11 protein-coding genes are annotated in these 16,834 nt (G+C 70.5%); 9 read left to right on the top strand and 2 right to left on the bottom strand.

What is annotated here, in order from left to right:
* The first annotated feature begins 256 nt into the window (after positions 1–256).
* The gene (ileS, locus tag BDK92_RS10145; RefSeq protein ID WP_121156487.1) at positions 257–3,430 is read left to right on the top strand and encodes an isoleucine--tRNA ligase; all 3,174 of its coding nucleotides are present in this window, start codon (positions 257–259) and stop codon (positions 3,428–3,430) included.
* Between the two features lie 205 nt (positions 3,431–3,635).
* Positions 3,636–4,328 (top strand): lysophospholipid acyltransferase family protein, encoded by a 693-nt coding sequence (locus tag BDK92_RS10140; protein WP_121156486.1) that lies wholly within the window; start codon positions 3,636–3,638, stop codon positions 4,326–4,328.
* Positions 4,329–4,355: 27 nt separating this feature from the next.
* Here BDK92_RS10140 and BDK92_RS10135 read toward each other — a convergent pair whose 3' ends face one another.
* Both BDK92_RS10135 and BDK92_RS10130 read right to left on the bottom strand, forming a co-directional pair.
* Positions 4,356–5,828: a cryptochrome/photolyase family protein gene (locus BDK92_RS10135; protein ID WP_121156485.1), complete on the bottom strand. Its 1,473-nt coding sequence runs from the start codon at positions 5,826–5,828 to the stop codon at positions 4,356–4,358.
* An 81-nt stretch (positions 5,829–5,909) separates the two neighbouring features.
* On the bottom strand, positions 5,910–7,340 hold the full coding sequence (locus BDK92_RS10130) for a hypothetical protein (RefSeq protein WP_121156484.1): 1,431 nt from the start codon (positions 7,338–7,340) through the stop codon (positions 5,910–5,912).
* Between the two features lie 177 nt (positions 7,341–7,517).
* Between BDK92_RS10130 and BDK92_RS10125 the strand changes: the two genes are divergently transcribed.
* The 7 genes from BDK92_RS10125 (at position 7,518) to obgE (ending at position 16,764) form a co-directional block, all read left to right on the top strand.
* Positions 7,518–9,494, top strand: a complete 1,977-nt coding sequence (locus BDK92_RS10125; RefSeq protein WP_121156483.1) for a TIGR03960 family B12-binding radical SAM protein — start codon at positions 7,518–7,520, stop codon at positions 9,492–9,494.
* Between the two features lie 146 nt (positions 9,495–9,640).
* Positions 9,641–10,354, top strand: a complete 714-nt coding sequence (locus BDK92_RS10120; RefSeq protein ID WP_121161917.1) for a TIGR03936 family radical SAM-associated protein — start codon at positions 9,641–9,643, stop codon at positions 10,352–10,354.
* 143 nt (positions 10,355–10,497) lie between these two features.
* Complete coding sequence (locus BDK92_RS10115) at positions 10,498–13,599, top strand: Rne/Rng family ribonuclease (RefSeq protein ID WP_121156482.1); 3,102 nt, start codon at positions 10,498–10,500, stop codon at positions 13,597–13,599.
* Positions 13,600–13,774: 175 nt separating this feature from the next.
* On the top strand, positions 13,775–14,374 hold the full coding sequence (locus BDK92_RS10110; protein WP_121156481.1) for a hypothetical protein: 600 nt from the start codon (positions 13,775–13,777) through the stop codon (positions 14,372–14,374).
* Positions 14,375–14,535: 161 nt separating this feature from the next.
* A complete protein-coding gene (gene rplU / locus BDK92_RS10105; protein ID WP_121156480.1) occupies positions 14,536–14,850 on the top strand; it encodes a 50S ribosomal protein L21 in 315 nt (104 codons plus the stop codon).
* A 42-nt stretch (positions 14,851–14,892) separates the two neighbouring features.
* Positions 14,893–15,150: a 50S ribosomal protein L27 gene (rpmA, locus tag BDK92_RS10100; protein WP_121156479.1), complete on the top strand. Its 258-nt coding sequence runs from the start codon at positions 14,893–14,895 to the stop codon at positions 15,148–15,150.
* Positions 15,151–15,264: 114 nt separating this feature from the next.
* Positions 15,265–16,764, top strand: a complete 1,500-nt coding sequence (obgE, locus tag BDK92_RS10095; protein WP_121161915.1) for a GTPase ObgE — start codon at positions 15,265–15,267, stop codon at positions 16,762–16,764.
* Positions 16,765–16,834: the final 70 nt, after the last annotated feature.

Genomic DNA, 16,834 nt, shown 5'->3' with positions numbered 1-16,834 from the left:
GCTGGGGGCACAGGCGACGACCCGGCCATCACCGGCGAGCCTCCGGAAGAAACGACGGGCGTCCCGGTGCGGGGCGACCGGCGGAGTAGAACCGGACGGGTCCGGCCCGTCACAGCCGACCAACGAGCGGGCGGTCGACCCTGACCGTCAAGCGGGGTGGTACCGCGGGTCACGCGGCGCGCCGGCTGGCCGGCGTACCGTTCGGCTCGTCCTCGCAGTCCACTGAGAGTGAGCTGCACGAGGAGAGCGACCCCCGATGGCGTATCCCAAGCACGCCCCCGACGGCACCGGCGTACCGGCGAGCCCCGACCTGCCCGCGGTCGAGCGCCGGGTGCTGGAGCACTGGACCGCCGACAAGACGTTCGAGGCGAGCGTCGAGCAGCGGTCGGCCGGCGCCAACGGCTCGAACGAGTACGTCTTCTACGACGGCCCGCCGTTCGCCAACGGCCTGCCGCACTACGGTCACCTCTTCACCGGCTACGTCAAGGACGTGGTGCCGCGCTACCAGACGATGCGCGGCCGGCGGGTCGAACGGCGGTTCGGCTGGGACACCCACGGCCTGCCCGCCGAGGTGGTCGCCGAGCGGCAGCTCGGCATCACCACCAAGGCCGAGATCCTCGACCTCGGAGTGGCGAAGTTCAACGACGTCTGCCGTACCTCCGTGTTGCAGTACACCCAGGATTGGGAACGGTACGTAACGCGACAGGCGCGCTGGGTCGACTTCGGGAACGACTACAAGACCCTCGACGTGGACTACATGGAAAGCGTCATGTGGGCCTTCCAGACCCTGCACAAGAAGGGTCTGATCTACGAGGGCTTCCGGGTGCTGGCGTACTGCATGCGCTGCGAGACGCCGCTGTCGAACACCGAGACCCGGATGGACGACGTCTACCGGGACCGGCACGACCCGACGCTGACCGTCTGGTTCCAGCTCGACCCGACCGCCGACGGCCAGCCCGGCGAGAAGATCGGTGTCTGGACCACCACCCCGTGGACGCTGCCGTCGAACCTGGCGCTCGCGGTCGGCCCCGACATCGAGTACGCCGTACTCGAGCGCGACGGCGAGCGGTACATCCTCGGCGCCGCCCGCGTGGCCGCGTACGCCAAGGAGCTGGAAGGGTTCACCCAGATCGGCACGGTGTACGGCCGTGACCTGGTCGGACGCCGCTACACCCCGCTCTACGACTTCCTGGTCGAGGCCGGTGGCCCGAACGCCTTCCAGGTTCTCGGCGCCGATTTTGTCACCACCGAGGACGGCACCGGCGTGGTGCACCTCGCCCCGGCCTTCGGCGAGGACGACCAGAACACCTGCAACGCCGCCGGCATCCCGACCATCGTCACCGTGGACGACCACGCCCGGTTCACCGCGCTCGTCCCCCGGTACCAGGGCGAGCAGGTCTTCGACGTGAACAAGCCGGTGATCCGCGAGCTGAAGGACCGGGGGGTGGTGCTGCGGCAGGACACGTACACCCACTCGTACCCGCACTGCTGGCGCTGCGACACCCCGCTGATCTACAAGGCCGTCTCCTCCTGGTTCGTCGAGGTGACCCGGTTCCGGGACCGGATGGTCGAACTGAACCAGGAGATCAACTGGACTCCGGGGCACGTCAAGGACGGTTCGTTCGGCAAGTGGCTGGCGAATGCCCGGGACTGGTCGATCAGCCGGAACCGCTTCTGGGGGTCGCCGATCCCGGTGTGGAAGTCCGACGACCCGAACTACCCCCGGGTCGACGTCTACGGTTCGCTCGACGAACTTGAGCGGGACTTCGGCGTACGGGTGACCGACCTGCACCGGCCGGTGGTGGACGACCTGGTCCGGCCGAACCCGGACGACCCGACCGGTAAGTCGATGATGCGTCGGGTGCCGGAGGTGCTGGACTGCTGGTTCGAGTCCGGCTCGATGCCGTTCGCCCAGGTGCACTACCCGTTCGAGAACCGCGACTGGTTCGAGGACCACTACCCGGGTGACTTCATCGTCGAGTACATCGGCCAGACCCGGGGCTGGTTCTACACCATGCACGTGCTGGCCACGGCGCTCTTCGACCGGCCCGCGTTCCGTAACTGCCTGGCGCACGGCATCCTCCAGGGCGGCGACGGCCGCAAGATGTCCAAGAGCCTGAACAACTACCCCGACGTGTACGGCGTCTTCGACAGTTACGGCTCGGACGCGATGCGCTGGATGCTCATGTCCTCGCCGGTGCTGCGCGGCGGCGACATGCCGGTGACCGAGGTCGGCATCCGGGACGCGGTACGCCAGGTGCTGCTTCCGCTCTGGAACGTCTGGTACTTCTTCTCCCTCTACGCCAACGCCGACGGTTACGAGGCGCGGCGGCTGACCGCCGAGGAGGAGGGCGCCAGCAGTGCCGCCGGTGGACTGCTGGACCGGTACGTGCTGGCCAAGACCGGTGAACTGGTCACCACGGTGCAGGCCCAGCTCGACGAGTACGACATCTCCGGGGCCTGCGCCACCGTCCGGTCGTTCCTCGACGCCCTCACCAACTGGTACGTCCGTCGTTCCCGGGACCGGTTCTGGTCCGGTGACCGTCGGGCGTTCGACACCCTCTACACGGTGCTGGAAACCCTCTGCCGGGTGGTCGCGCCGCTGGCGCCGCTGACCGCCGAGGAGATCTGGCGCGGGTTGACCGGGGAGCGCTCGGTGCACCTGACCGACTGGCCGGACGCGGCCGAGTTCCCGGCCGACCACGCCCTGGTCGCGGCGATGGACGACGCCCGTACGGTCTGCTCGGTGGCGCTGTCGCTGCGCAAGGCGAAGGGCCTGCGGGTCCGGCTGCCGCTGTCGTCGCTCACCGTCGCCAGCTCGAACGCGGCCGACCTGGAGCCGTTCGCCGACCTGATCGCCGACGAGGTCAACGTCAAGACGGTGCTCTTCACCACCGAACTCGCCGGCTACTGCGAGCAGGTGCTCACGGTGGTGCCCCGGGCGCTCGGCCCCCGCCTCGGCGGTCAGGTGCAGACGGTGATCAAGGCGGTGAAGGCGGGCGACTGGTCGCTGGTCGACGGTGTTCCGGTCGCCGCCGGGGTCACCCTCCAGGAGGGCGAGTACGAGCTGCGTCTGGTCGCCGCCGACGTCGAACACTCGGCCCCGCTGCCGGGCGGCGAGGGGGTGGTGGTGCTGGACACCACCGTCACCGCCGAACTCGCCGCCGAGGGACTCGCCCGGGACGTGGTCCGGGTGGTGCAGCAGGCCCGTCGGGCGGCTGACCTGGACGTGTCGGACCGGATCGAGGTGGCGCTCGCCGCCGGGTCGGAGGTGGTGGCGGCAGTCGAGGCGTACCGCGACTTCGTCTCCGCCGAGGTGCTCGCCGACGCGATCGTGCTCACCGCCACGACCGGCGAACTGCCGCCGGACGCTTTCACCGGCGAGGTCGGCGAGGGCGTACCGGTAGCCGTCACCGTCACCCGCGTCTGAGGTAAGGAAGGGCCCCTTGTTATCGCATTTTGTATAGGAAGGGGCCCTTCCTAACCGCCGGAGCCGGCGTGCGGGGGTGCGTCGGTTGGCACTGCGTGAGATCGGGCGCCGGCGATGCTGAAGTCGGAGCGGGTCTGGCCTACCATCGGTGCGGCGGCGAGGGCCGCCGCGACCGGTGGGCCCGGCGCTGACCAGGGGAGGCCGCGTGCCGCTGCTCTACACCGTCGGCAAAGTTACCGTCGGCACGGCGATGAACGTGGTCTGGCGGCCCACTGTCGAAGGGCTGGAGAACGTTCCCACCACCGGCGGTGCGATCATCGCCGGCAATCACCTCTCGGTCGCCGACGAGCTCTTCCTCGGTTCGGTGGTGCCCCGTCACATCGCCTTCTGGGCCAAGGCGGAGTATTTCACCGGGACCGGATTCCGGGGCTGGCTGAGCCGGTCCGTGATCGGTGGCCTCGGCGCCATCCGGGTCGAACGTGGCGGTGGGCGGGCCGCGCTCTCGGCGTTCGACGGGGCGATTCCGGTCCTGCGCGGCGGTGACCTGGTGGCGATCTACCCCGAGGGGACCCGATCGCCCGACGGTCGGCTCTACCGGGGGCGTACCGGCACGGCCCGGCTGGCGATGGCGGCCGGTGTTCCGATCATCCCGGTCGGCATGATCGGAACCGACCGGGTGCAGCCGATCGGTGTCCGGGTGCCCCGCCCGTACGTACGTGGCGTGACGGTGCGCTTCGGTAAGCCGATCGACGTCACCGGCCGGGGGGACGACCGCTCCTCGCTGCGTGAGGTCACCGACGAGCTGATGGCCGAGATCCAGCGGCTCACCGGGCAGGAGTACGTGCCGCGATACGCCCCGGCCCGCAACGCCCCCACCGCCGACCCGGTCGGGGAGTAGCCCCGCACAGGCGCTCACGACGAGCGGTCACGGTGCCTGCGACCCGCGTTTGCGCTCCTGTTCCTTGATCGCGGGCAGGTCGTCCAGTCGATCGAGTTGGCGCAGGCTGCGCACCATCCGGGCGCTGCTCGGCAGACGTTCGCGGGTGCGGTCCAGGAAGACCCAGTAACCGCCGGTGTACGGGCAGGCGGTTTCGCCGTGCCGCCGTTTGGGGTCGTACGGGCAGCCGCCGCAGTAGTCGCTCATCCGGTTGACGTACTCGCCGCTGGCGGCGTACGGCCTGGTGCTCAGCTGACCCAGGTCGGCGTACTGGCTCATGCCGACCACGTTGGCCGTCATCGCCCATTCGTGACCGTCGACGAACGAGCGGTGGAACCAGTCGACCAGCTCCGACGGCCGCCAGCCGCGTTGTATCGCGTAGTTGCCGAGCACCATCAGCCGGGGGATGTGGTGCACCCAGCCGCGATCCCGGACCCCGGCCAGCACGTCGGAGAGGCAGCGGGCCCGTACCGAATCGGCGTCCAGGTCGGCGAACCAGGAGGGCACCGACCGGCGCGCGCCGAGGCCGTCGGATCGGCGGTGGCCGGCCTCGAAGTACCAGTAGAGGTGCCAGGCGAAGTCCCGCCAGCCGAGCAGTTGCCGGACGAAGCCCTCCACGCTGGACAGTGGCGCGTCTCCCGTCCGGTACGCCTCCTCGGCGCCCCGGATCGCGTCCATCGGGTCGAGCAGACCGAGGTTGAACGAGGAGGAGAGCAGGCTGTGCGCCATGAACGGGTCGGTGGCGAGCATCGCGTCCTCGTACGGCCCGAACTTCGGCAACCGGTGACGCAGGAAGTGGTGTAGCCGGGTGGTGGCCTCGGCGCGGGTGGCGGGGAAGAGCCGGGGACCGTCCCGGCCGACGAAGCGGATCCCCTCCGCCGCCCAGCGGTCCAGGTCGTGCCGGACCTCGGCGTCGATGTCGTCCTCTTCCGGCATCGGTGGCGGTGGTACGTCGAGCCGTTCGGAACCCTTCGGTGGCGGCTGCCGGTTCTCCGCGTCGAGACTCCACCGGCCACCGGCGGGTTCGTCGCCGTCGAGCAGCACCCGGTGGTGCCGGCGTGCGTACCGGTAGAAGTCGTCCAGCCGCATCGCACCGCGCCGTTCGTCCGCCCAGGCGGTGAAGTCCTCGGTGGTGGTGACGAATCCCCGGGGCGGCAGGACCCTGACCCGGTCCAGTGACCGGACCAGGTCACGTGCGCGCCGGGAGGTCGGGTGGTTGACCTCGACCGGTTCCCGGACCCTGGCAAGCCCTTCCCGGTAGGTCTCGGTCCGTAGGTGGAGAGCCTGGTCGCCGAGTTCGGCGGCGCGGTGGCGAAGCGCGGAGAGGACCAGGTGGGCCTTCTGCCGGTGGAAGGCGCGGCGGCGGAAGACGGCTTTCGACTCGATCAGCAGGAGTGGCTGGTGCCGGTCGTCGAGGAAGTGCGGCCCGAGTTGGTCAGCGAAGATCCAGCGCCGCGGCATCACCCGATTGTGCGCCGCCTGACGGATTCCTCCCGTAGCTACGCCATGAATCGACTGTGTCTCCGGTCACATAACGTATGGTCAGGCCTTCGTGATTATCTCCGCGCGTAGCCGGGGGAGCAGGTTCGCACTGTCCTCGACGGACAGTCGGGTGAACAGGGCGGTGCCGAGGCTGCCGTGGTCGGCCCAGGTGCAGACGACCACGTCCGCACCCCGCGCCTCGCCGATCCCGCAACGCTGGAATTCACCCCGTACCCCGGTTTCCACCGCGGTGATGTCGTGCAACGTGTACTCGTCCGTCAACCGCGACATCTCGGCGTCGAGAGCCTGTTCCGGGTTCCACTGGAACCCGGTGCTGCCGAAGATCGTGACCACCTTGCCGTCCGGGTCGGTGTAGACCCCGGCGAAGGTCTCGGCGAGCAGGTTCTTTGTGGTCAACTCCTCCTTGAGTTGATTCGCGACCTGTTCGCTCGCCCCGTCCTCCCGTTTGCGCAGGTCGGCCAGTTCGGCCGGGAGCGTGGCGTTGACCGGGTACTGCTCCCACATCGGCTTGGCGAACCAGGCCGGCGCACCGCAGCAGCAGGCGACGGTCAGCAGCGAGAGCATGAGCATCACCCGGGGCCAGCGCCGCCGCCGTCGTTCGGTGACCGCGACGTAGCCGGGCGGTGCGCGCCAACCCGGTGGCGGCGCGCTCGTCGGTCCGTACCCCGGAGGTCGGTTCGCCTTCTCCTGGCGTCCGCGCCGGGTCTGTGCGGGCACCTTCACCACCGGGGCCGGCGGCGGCGCGGCCGGCGGGGGTGGCGGCGACGGTGGTCCGGCGGCGGCCGGTGGGGCCGGCGCCGGGTCGGTCGGGAAGGGGCTCGTCGCCGGGTACGGCCGCAGCGGCGGATGCGGTGACCCCGACCGGTACGGCTCCGCCGGTGACCCCGACCGGTACGGCTCCGCCGGTGAGAGTGACGCCACGTGCGCCGCCCACGGTTCGGGGTCGGCGGCGGCCCACGGGTCCACCGGCGTGTCGTGGTCCGGTTGCCGGTCGTGATCCCGTTCGCCCCGACCCTGTTCGTCCCGCTCCCGTGCCGGCAGTTCCCTGGTCGGGTCGGGCGGGACCGGTACGCCCCGGCCCCGGCCCCGGCGCTGCTTCGGAACTGGCTGCGGCACCGCCGCCGACCCGGTCCAGCGCGGTGCGACCGGCTCGGTCGACGGTTCGTCCGGCCCGGCCACCGCCTCGTCGACCTTCGTCACCGGTTCGTCTGCCCTGGTCACCGGCGCCTGCGGCCCGTCCTGCCGCGCCGGCTCGGGCGACGGCGGGGCAGCCTGTTCCGGTGTGGGTGTGGCGTGTTCCGCCTTCGGCGGGTCCGCCTGTTCCGTTGCGGGCGTCGGCTGCTCCGGCGTCCGGGCCGGTTCGGGCGTGGTGGCGGTCTTCTGCTCCGGTTCGGAGACGGTTTCCTGCTCCGACCCCGAGGGTCGGGACTGGCCTGCCGGTGGGGTGTGTTCCGGCTGCGGCTCCGGCATCAGGACGTTCTCCTCTCGCGCGCCCGTACGAGGTTAGTACCGGCTGGCCACTCCGGCACCGATGGTCACAGCAGTCACTGCTCGCCGGAAGGATCAGGAGTCCCGTGGGACACACCGGTGACCGGGCTGCCCGGCAGGCGACGGGAGCCGGCGGCGCGCCGCGTACCCTTGGCGGTCATGAGCGTCCCGACGACCACCACCGGCCACAGCAACAGCATCTGGCCGCAGCTTGAGCCACTGCTGCCGCAGGTCAGCAAGCCCATCCAGTACGTGGGTGGCGAGTTGGGCGCGGTGGTCAAGGAGTGGGAGTCGGCGACCGTCCGGTGGGCGCTGATGTATCCGGACGCGTACGAGGTGGGTCTGCCCAACCAGGGCGTACAGATCCTCTACGAGGTGCTCAACGAGCAGCCCGACGTGCTCGCCGAGCGGACGTACGCGGTCTGGCCGGACCTGGAAAAGCTGATGCGCGAGCACCGGGTGCCCCAGTTCACCGTCGAGGCGCACCGCCCGGTCGGCAGTTTCGACCTCTTCGGTATCTCGTTCAGCACCGAACTCGGCTACACCAACCTGCTCACCGCGATCGACCTGGCCGGCATGCCGATGCTGGCGGCCGACCGGACCGACGCCGACCCGGTGATCGTGGCCGGCGGGCACGCCGCGTTCAACCCGGAGCCGATCGCGGACTTCATCGACGCGGCGGTGCTCGGTGACGGCGAGGAAGCCGTCCTGGAGATCACCGCGATCGTGCGGCAGTGGAAGAACGAGGGCTCGCCCGGCGGGCGGGACGAGCTGCTGCTGCGGCTGGCCCGTACGGAGAGCGTCTACGTACCCCGGTTCTACGACGTCGACTACCTGCCCGACGGCCGGATCCAGCGGGTCGTGCCGAACCGCCCGGACGTCCCGTTCCGGGTGCACAAGCGCACCACCATGGATCTCGACGCCTGGCCGTACCCGAAGAAGCCGTTGGTCCCGCTCGCCGAGACGGTGCACGAGCGGTACGCGGTGGAGATCTTCCGGGGTTGCACCCGGGGTTGCCGGTTCTGCCAGGCCGGCATGATCACCCGCCCGGTACGGGAACGTTCGATCACCACCGTCGGCCAGATGGTGAAGGAGGGGCTGGAGTTCTCCGGCTTCCACGAGGTCGGACTGCTCTCGCTCTCGTCGGCCGACCACTCGGAGATCGGCGACATGTGCTCCGGTCTGGCCGAGCAGTACGCCGGCACGAACGTCTCGCTCTCCCTGCCTTCGACCCGGGTCGACGCGTTCAACATCGACCTGGCCCAGGAACTCTCCCGTAACGGGCGGCGGACCGGGCTGACCTTCGCCCCGGAGGGTGGCTCGGAGCGGATCCGCAAGGTGATCAACAAGATGGTGTCGGAGGAGGACCTCATCCGCACCGTGGTCACCGCGTACACCAACGGCTGGCGGCAGGTGAAGCTCTACTTCATGTGCGGGCTACCCACCGAGACCGACGAGGACGTGCTGCAGATCGCCCGCCTCGCGCACGAGGTGATCAAGGCCGGGCGGGCGGCGACCGGGTCGAAGGACATTCGCTGCACCGTCTCCATCGGCGGTTTCGTACCGAAACCGCACACCCCGTTCCAGTGGGCGAAGATGGAAACCCCGGAGGTGATCGACAACCGGCTCCGGCTGCTCAAGCAGGCGATCAACTCGGACCGGTCGCTCGGCCGGGCGATCGGTTTCCGCTACCACGACGGTGAGCCGTCCCTGATCGAAGGGCTGCTCTCCCGAGGCGACCGGCGGGTCGGCGCGGTCATCCGCCGGGTCTGGGAGGACGGCGGCCGGTTCGACGGCTGGAGCGAGCACTTCTCCTACCAGCGCTGGGTGACCGCCGCCACCGAGGTACTGCCGACCTTCGGCGTCGACCTTGGCTGGTACACCACCCGCGAGCGCGAGGAACTCGAGGTGCTCCCCTGGGACCACCTCGACTCCGGCCTGGACAAGGACTGGCTCTGGCAGGACTGGCAGGACTCGATGTCCGAGTTCGAACAGGATGACTGCCGGTGGACCCCGTGTTTCGACTGCGGTGTCTGTCCCTCGATGGACACCGAGATCCAGATCGGGCCGACCGGCAAGAAGTTGCTGCCACTCACTCCGGTCAACACCGGGCTGCGGGTGCCAACCGGCGCCTGACCCGGGCCGCCGTCGGCCGCCTCCGGCCGTACCCAACCGCTGCGGTCGGACGACCTTCTCCACCGGCCGCCACACCGAGGAGCACCACGATCAGCAAGAAGAACCAGCCAGAGGGCGGTCAGGCGCCGGTCGTACAGCGGATCCGGATCAGGTACGCCAAGCGAGGGCCGCTCCGGTTCACCTCGCACCGTGACTTCGCCCGGGCCTTCGAACGTGCCCTGCGCCGGGCCGGCGTACCAGTGGCCTTCTCCCAGGGATTCACCCCGCACCCCAAGATCTCGTACGCCAGCGCGGCCCCCACCGGTACGGCCAGCGAGGCGGAGTACCTGGAGGTCGGGCTACAGGACGAGGTCGACCCGACCACGCTCCGGCTCGCGCTCGACGCCGCCCTCTCACCCGGTCTGGACGTGATCGAGGTGGTGGTGGCCCAGGGCGGGAGCCTGGCCGACCGGATCGACGCGTCGCACTGGCGCATCGAGTTGCCCGGTGTCGAGCCGGAGCTGGCGCGACAGGCCGTGGAGAAGTTCTGGGCCTCTTCCGAGGTGCTGGTCGAGCGGTTGACCAAGCAGGGGCGCCGCACTTTCGACGCTCGTGAGGCAGTCAACAGGATCGATGTGATCGACCAGACTGGGGCACCTTCCGAGGTCGTGGGCGTACCGTGTGCGATACTCGACCTAGTCATACGGCAGGTCACTCCGTCCGTACGACCCGATGATGTCCTTTCCGGCCTCCGCGTGGTGGCCGACCTGGAGCCGCCGGTGCCGTCAAGGGCGACCCGGCTGGCGCAGGGCACGTTGACCGCGCAGGGGGCGATCGTGGATCCGTTGGAGGCGGACCGCGACGGGGCGAACCATCGGTGAACGTTAGCCGGTTTCCGGCCAGCGCTCAGTTAGCCAGACTTCGGTAGCCCGTGCACCTGACGCGCTGCCGGGTACACCTTTGCGGCAACCCTGCGTGGCAGCGCTCACCCGCGCCCGGGGCGGCCAGAACTGGAGAACGTCCAATGCTCGACAACGAGCCCGAGGGCGGCGAACGGACCGGCGCACAGCCGGCCGGCGACCCCGCCGAGACCACTGACAGCGCGCCCGTGCGGCGCACTCGTACCACCCGGCGCCGTACCCCGGCCGCCACCGCGGAACCGGCCCAGGCCGGGGCTCCGGTCGAGGCGCCGGCCGATGCCCGCGCCGGCTCCGACGAGGCACCCCAGGCAGAGGTGTTCGCGCCCGTCGCGGCCGACACCGAACCGGCCCCGAAGGTCACCCGGCGCCGCCGGAAGGCGACCACCGCCGACAAACGTGACGAATCCGCCGCGCCGGTCGGCGAGCTCGGGACCACCGGCACCGCCGACCCCGAACTCACCGCCTCGGGCGGCGACTCGACCCAGGAGACCGGGAGCGCCTCGATCGAGGCCGGGCCGGCGCAGACCACCCCGGCCGAACCGGCCGAAACCACTCCACCGGTCAAGGTGACCCGCACCCGACGACGCAAGGTCGTGCCACCGGCGGCCGAGGCCGAGCCGGTGAGCCCTCCGGCGGAGCCGGTCACCGAACCGGGTGCACCCACCCCTGCCGTGGAGGAGTCCGACGAACTCGGCACCGCCGCCCTGACCGGCGAGTCCGTGCCGCCGGGCGTCGCCGTACCGCCGACCGCCGGGACCGAGCCGAGCACCTCTGACCTGGCCGAACCGGTCGAGGAGGCGCCCCGTACCCGGCGCCGTCGAGCCGCCCTCTCCGCGCCGACCGTGCTCTTCATGGCACCGGAACCGGAGATCCCCCCGGCCCGGCCGACCACCCCACCCGTCGCGCCGACCGAGGCGGTCATCGTGCCGGCCGAGGCCGTCGACGTCGACGAGACCGACCTCGAGCCGGTCGAGCCGACCCGGCGCCGGCGGCGTGGCCGCCGTACCGGTGAGGCCGCGGAGCTTGCGAACGAGCCGGTCGAGACCGTCACGGACGCCCTGACCGGCGAGCCGGAGCCGATCGAGCTGGAAGACGAGGACGAGGAAGACGACGACGAGGCCGGTGGCCGCCGTCGCCGTCGCCGGGGCCGCCGAGGTCGCGGCCGGGGCAAGGGCCCGACCGACGAACTCGACGAGGACGAGGCCGAGGAGCCGGCGCAGGCAGAGGCCGAGGCCGAGGCCGAAGAGGACGAGGAAGACGAGGCCGAGGGGGGCGACGGGCTGACCCGTCGGCGTCGCCGTCGGCGGCGCAAGGGCGCGGGGGACACCACGGAGGGCGGCGCCGAGGACGGTGTGCACACCGTCGTCAAGATCCGCGAGCCGCGCCGGACCGCCGACGAGGTGCAGGGCGTCTCCGGGTCGACCCGGCTGGAAGCCAAGCGGCAGCGCCGCCGGGACGGGCGCGAGCAGCGCCGTACCCGGCCGCCGATCCTGAGCGAGTCGGAGTTCCTGGCCCGCCGCGAGGCGGTCGACCGGGTGATGGTGGTCCGCCAGCGTGGCGACCGTACCCAGATCGCCGTGCTCGAGGACGGGGTGCTGGTCGAGCACTACGTCACCCGGGCCACCTCGGGCACCATGGCCGGCAACGTCTACCTGGGCAAGGTGCAGAACGTCCTGCCGAGCATGGAGGCGGCGTTCGTCGACGTCGGCCGCGGCCGCAACGCCGTGCTCTACGCCGGTGAGGTCAACTGGGACATGAGCGGCCTGGAGGGGCGGGCCCGCTCGATCGAGCACGCACTCCGCTCCGGCGACGCGGTGCTGGTCCAGGTCACCAAGGACCCGATCGGGCACAAGGGTGCCCGGCTGACCAGCCACATCGCCCTCTCCGGTCGGCACCTGGTCTACGTGCCGCACGGCAACGCCTCCGGGATCAGCCGCAAGCTGCCGGACACCGAGCGCAAGCGGCTTCGTGACGTACTCAAGAAGCTGGTCCCGGACGGTGCTGGCGTGATCGTCCGTACCGCCGCCGAGGGGGCGAGTGAGGACGAGCTGGCCCGGGACGTCAAGCGGCTCCAGGCGCAGTGGGAGGACATCCAGGCGCGGGCCGCCGAGGGCGGTGCCCCGGCTCTGCTCTACGAGGAGCCCGACCTGGTCATCCGGGTGGTCCGGGACCTCTTCAACGAGGACTTCCGCGAGCTGGTCGTGCAGGGCGACGAGGCGTACGGGATGGTCGAGTCGTACCTCGCGCACGTCTCGCCCGACCTGGTGGCCCGGCTGCACCGGCACACCGGCACGGCGGACGTCTTCGTCGAGCGTCGGATCGACGAGCAGATCCTCAAGGGGCTGGACCGTAAGGTCTACCTCCCCTCCGGCGGTCACCTGGTGATCGACCGGACCGAGGCGATGACCGTGGTCGACGTCAACACCGGCAAGTACACCGGTGCCGGCGGCAACCTCGAGGAGACCGTCACCCGGAACAACCTGGAGGCGGCCGAGGAGATCGTCCGGCAGCTCCGGTTGCGGGACCTCGGTGGCATCGTTGTGATCGACTTCATCGACATGGTGCTGGAGTCCAACCGTGAGCTGGTGCTGCGCCGGCTCACCGAGTGCCTCGGCCGGGACCGGACCAAGCACCAGGTCACCGAGATCACCTCGCTCGGTCTGGTGCAGATGACCCGTAAGCGGATCGGCGCCGGGCTGCTCGAGGCATTCAGCGAGACCTGCGACTGCTGCAAGGGCCGCGGTGTGATCATCCACACCGAGCCGGTCCCGGAGAAGCCCCGCGTCGGCACCAGCTCCACCACCACCACCACCACCACCACCGGCGGCGGCGACAAGGTCAAGGCGGTCGCCTCGGCGTCCGTACCGACCAGTGCCGCGCCGAGCGCGACCGCACCGGAGACCCCGACGGTCAGCCGGCGCAGCCGGGCCCGCAAGAGCGCGGTTCCGGAGCGGGTCGTGGTCGAGGTGGCGGACGAGGACGACACCATGGGGTACGACCTCTCCCGCTACGAGGTCGACCAGCCCGAGCCGGCGGAGGAGACCGACGACCTGCAGACCGGATCGGCCCGGCTGGCCGGTGCGGACGACCCGGACGCGCTCGCCGACGACGGTGAGCCGGACGCCGACGGTGATCTGGAGGGTGGTGCCGGTGGTGGTCGGCGCCGGTCCCGCCGGGGCGGTACGCGCCGCCGTACCCGTCCCTGAACCACTCCGACTCCCCGGTCGTACGCAGACTTGATCGATCATGTGCCCCGCACCGGTTGCGCACCGCGCGCCGGTGCGGTGCACTGAGGGCCGAGCGCTGAGAAGGGCCCCTTCCCCGCCACACCGCGACCGGAAGGGGTTCCTTACTATCCGCACCCCCTTGCGAGGAGATCAGATGCGACGCCCGCTGCCGGCCGCCGTCATCACCACCGCCCTGCTCACCGCCGTGCTGCTGGCCGGCTCCGGCTGCGCCGCCGAACGTCCCCGTACGGAGGGGCAGGCCCCGAGCGCCACGACGTCGGCTGATCCGGGGGCGTCGACACCGGGTGTGCCGGGACCGTCGGGCACCCCGGGGCCGTCGAACGGCGCCGGAGCCCCCTCGGCTGGTCCCGGTGGTCCGGCCAACCCGGCCAACCCGATTCCCTCGGTGACCGGACCGGCCGGCGGCAACGCCAAGGAGGTCTGCGCCGCCGCGCTGAAGACCAACACCGATTCGGGTACGGCCTTCGTGACCGACCTGATGGCGATGATGCAGGCGACCGGGGACGGCGACACCGCTGCCGCCACGGCGGCCAAGACCCGGGCCGAGCGGGGCCTGGCCAACTGGACCAGCGCACTGAAGGAGCACTCCTCCAGGGCCTCGGATCCCACGCTCAAGAGCGTGCTGACCGAGTTGGCCACCCAGATCGGTTCGATGAAGCCCGAGCTGAACTCGATCAACGAGATCAGGTTGGACGAGTTGAACCAGCGGATCGAGACGCTCTGCGGGGTCTGACCGGCCGGGCCGGTTTGAGTGCCGGGCGGAGCATGGCGTACGCTTGCCTGCGGCGCACCTTTGGCGCCAAGCTGTCGCGTGCCCGCCCCGCATCCGTGCGGTTGTGGCGAGCAGCCGCGAACAGCATTCCAGCAGCCTCAACGACAGGGAGTCCGCCTCCGATGTACGCGATCGTCAAGACCGGCGGCAAGCAGTACAAGGTCGCCGAGGGCGACGTGATCGAGGTCGAGAAGCTCGTCGGTGAGCCTGGCGACGCGGTGACGCTCTCCGCGGTGCTTCTCGTCGACGGTACCGACCTGGTGACCGACGCGGCCAAGCTCGCCAAGGTCGCGGTTTCCGGCGAGATCGCCGCCCACACCAAGGGCCCGAAGATCCGGATCCACAAGTTCAAGAACAAGACCGGCTACCACAAGCGTCAGGGGCACCGTCAGCCGCTGACTCAGGTCAAGGTGACCGGAATCTCCAGCGGTAAGTAAGTTCGGCGGTAAGAACCCAGCGGAAAGTAAGGTCGTCCTCAGATGGCTCACAAAAAGGGTGCGTCCAGCTCGCGGAACGGTCGCGACTCCGCGGCGCAGCGGCTCGGCGTCAAGCGGTTCGGTGGTCAGGTTGTCAGCGCCGGCGAGATCCTGATCCGCCAGCGCGGCACCAAGTTCCACCCCGGGGACCTGGTCGGACGGGGCGGTGACGACACGCTCTTCGCGCTCGCCCCGGGTGCGGTCCAGTTCGGCACCAAGCGTGGCCGCAAGGTCATCAGCGTTGTGCCGGTGGCGCAGTAGTTAGCTTCTCCATTCGGCGAAGCGGGCCGCGGACCTGAGTGTCCCGGCCCGCTTCGTCGTTTGCGTGGCAGGCTTGTTGTCGCGGGGATGGACCTCGCGGAGAGGATTGGCGTCGTGATTACCTTCGTTGACCGGGTCGTCCTGCACCTGCGGGCCGGCGACGGCGGGCACGGCTGCGTCTCCATCCACCGGGAGAAGTTCAAGCCGTTCGGTGGCCCCGACGGCGGCAACGGCGGGCACGGCGGCAGCGTCTCGCTGGTCGTCGACCCGCAGGTGCACACCCTGCTCGACTTCCATTTCCGGCCGCACATCAAGGCCGACAACGGCAAGGGTGGCGCCGGCTCGAACCGGGACGGCGCCAACGGCGGCAACCTGGTCCTCAAGGTGCCGGCCGGCACGGTGGTGCTCAGCACCGACGGGGAGGTGCTGGCCGACCTGACCGGTGCCGGCACCACCTTCGAGGTGGCCCGTGGCGGTCGTGGCGGTCGCGGCAACGCGTCGCTGGCAAACGCCCGGCGCAAGGCCCCCGGCTTCGCCGAGCTGGGCGAGCCGGGCGACGAGATGGACGTCGTGCTGGAGCTCAAGAGCGTCGCCGACGTTGGCCTGGTCGGCTTCCCCTCGGCCGGCAAGTCGTCGCTGATCTCGGTGATCTCGGCCGCCAAGCCGAAGATCGCCGACTACCCGTTCACCACCCTGGTGCCGAATCTCGGCGTCGTACGGGTGGAGAACCACACCTTCACCGTCGCCGACGTACCGGGTCTGATTCCGGGGGCGGCCAGCGGCAAGGGGCTCGGACTGGAGTTCCTCCGGCACATCGAGCGCTGCTCGGTGCTGGCGCACGTGGTGGACACCGCGACCCTCGAACCGGGGCGCGACCCGCTCGCCGACATCGACGCCATCGAGGCGGAGCTGTCCGAGTACGGCGGACTCGCCGACAAGCCGCGTGTTGTCGTACTCAACAAGGTCGACGTCCCTGACGGGCAGGACCTGGCCGACATCACCCGGGCCGACATCGAGGCCCGCGGTCTGCAGGTCTTCGAGGTGTCCGCGGCGACCCGGGTCGGGTTGCGGGAGCTGACCTTCGCCCTGGCGGAGCTGGTCGAGCGGAACCGGGCCGCCACGCCGGTGCTTGAGCCGACCCGGATCGTGATCCGGCCGGTGGCGGTGGACGACGCCGGCTTCACCATCGAGGCCGCCGAGGATGGCGCGTTCGTGGTGCGTGGCCCCCGGCCGGAACGCTGGGTCCGGCAGACGAACTTCGACAACGACGAGGCGGTCGGCTTCCTGGCCGACCGGCTGGCACGGCTGGGCGTGGAGGAGAAGCTGGCCAAGGCGGGAGCCGTGCCGGGCAGTCTGGTTCGGATCGGCGTACGCGAATTCGACTGGCAGCCGACCCTCTTCGCCGGAGTGGACTTCACCCCGGGTAACCGTGGCACCGACGTACGGCTTGAGGAGCAGTCGTCGCGGCCGTCGGCGGCACAGCGACTCGCCGCGCGCAAGGCCCGCCGTCAGCGCCCCGAGGACGAGTTGGAGTCGGCGCAGGCCATGGCCGACGCGATCGGCCAGGACGAGGTGCGTCTGATCGTCGGTGGTCGGGACAACGCGGAGGAGTAGGTCGGCGGTGGCGGGTGGCGCAGCCCACTGGACGACATCCCTCTCTATTTCCGCCACTTTCGAGCAACCT

It is taken from the genome of Micromonospora pisi (genome assembly GCF_003633685.1).
Taxonomy (GTDB): domain Bacteria; phylum Actinomycetota; class Actinomycetes; order Mycobacteriales; family Micromonosporaceae; genus Micromonospora_G; species Micromonospora_G pisi.
The sequence above is the reverse complement of the archived record's forward strand: the minus strand, read 5'-3'. Positions and strand labels throughout refer to the sequence as shown.

Coding starts and splice junctions, on each gene's coding strand:
- ileS (WP_121156487.1), top strand. CDS start 257: ATGGCGTATCCCAAGCACGCCCCCGACGGCACCGGCGTACCGGCGAGC.
- BDK92_RS10135 (WP_121156485.1), bottom strand. CDS start 5,828: ATGCCGCGGCGCTGGATCTTCGCTGACCAACTCGGGCCGCACTTCCTC.
- BDK92_RS10130 (WP_121156484.1), bottom strand. CDS start 7,340: ATGCCGGAGCCGCAGCCGGAACACACCCCACCGGCAGGCCAGTCCCGA.
- BDK92_RS10125 (WP_121156483.1), top strand. CDS start 7,518: ATGAGCGTCCCGACGACCACCACCGGCCACAGCAACAGCATCTGGCCG.
- BDK92_RS10115 (WP_121156482.1), top strand. CDS start 10,498: ATGCTCGACAACGAGCCCGAGGGCGGCGAACGGACCGGCGCACAGCCG.
- BDK92_RS10110 (WP_121156481.1), top strand. CDS start 13,775: ATGCGACGCCCGCTGCCGGCCGCCGTCATCACCACCGCCCTGCTCACC.
- rplU (WP_121156480.1), top strand. CDS start 14,536: ATGTACGCGATCGTCAAGACCGGCGGCAAGCAGTACAAGGTCGCCGAG.
- rpmA (WP_121156479.1), top strand. CDS start 14,893: ATGGCTCACAAAAAGGGTGCGTCCAGCTCGCGGAACGGTCGCGACTCC.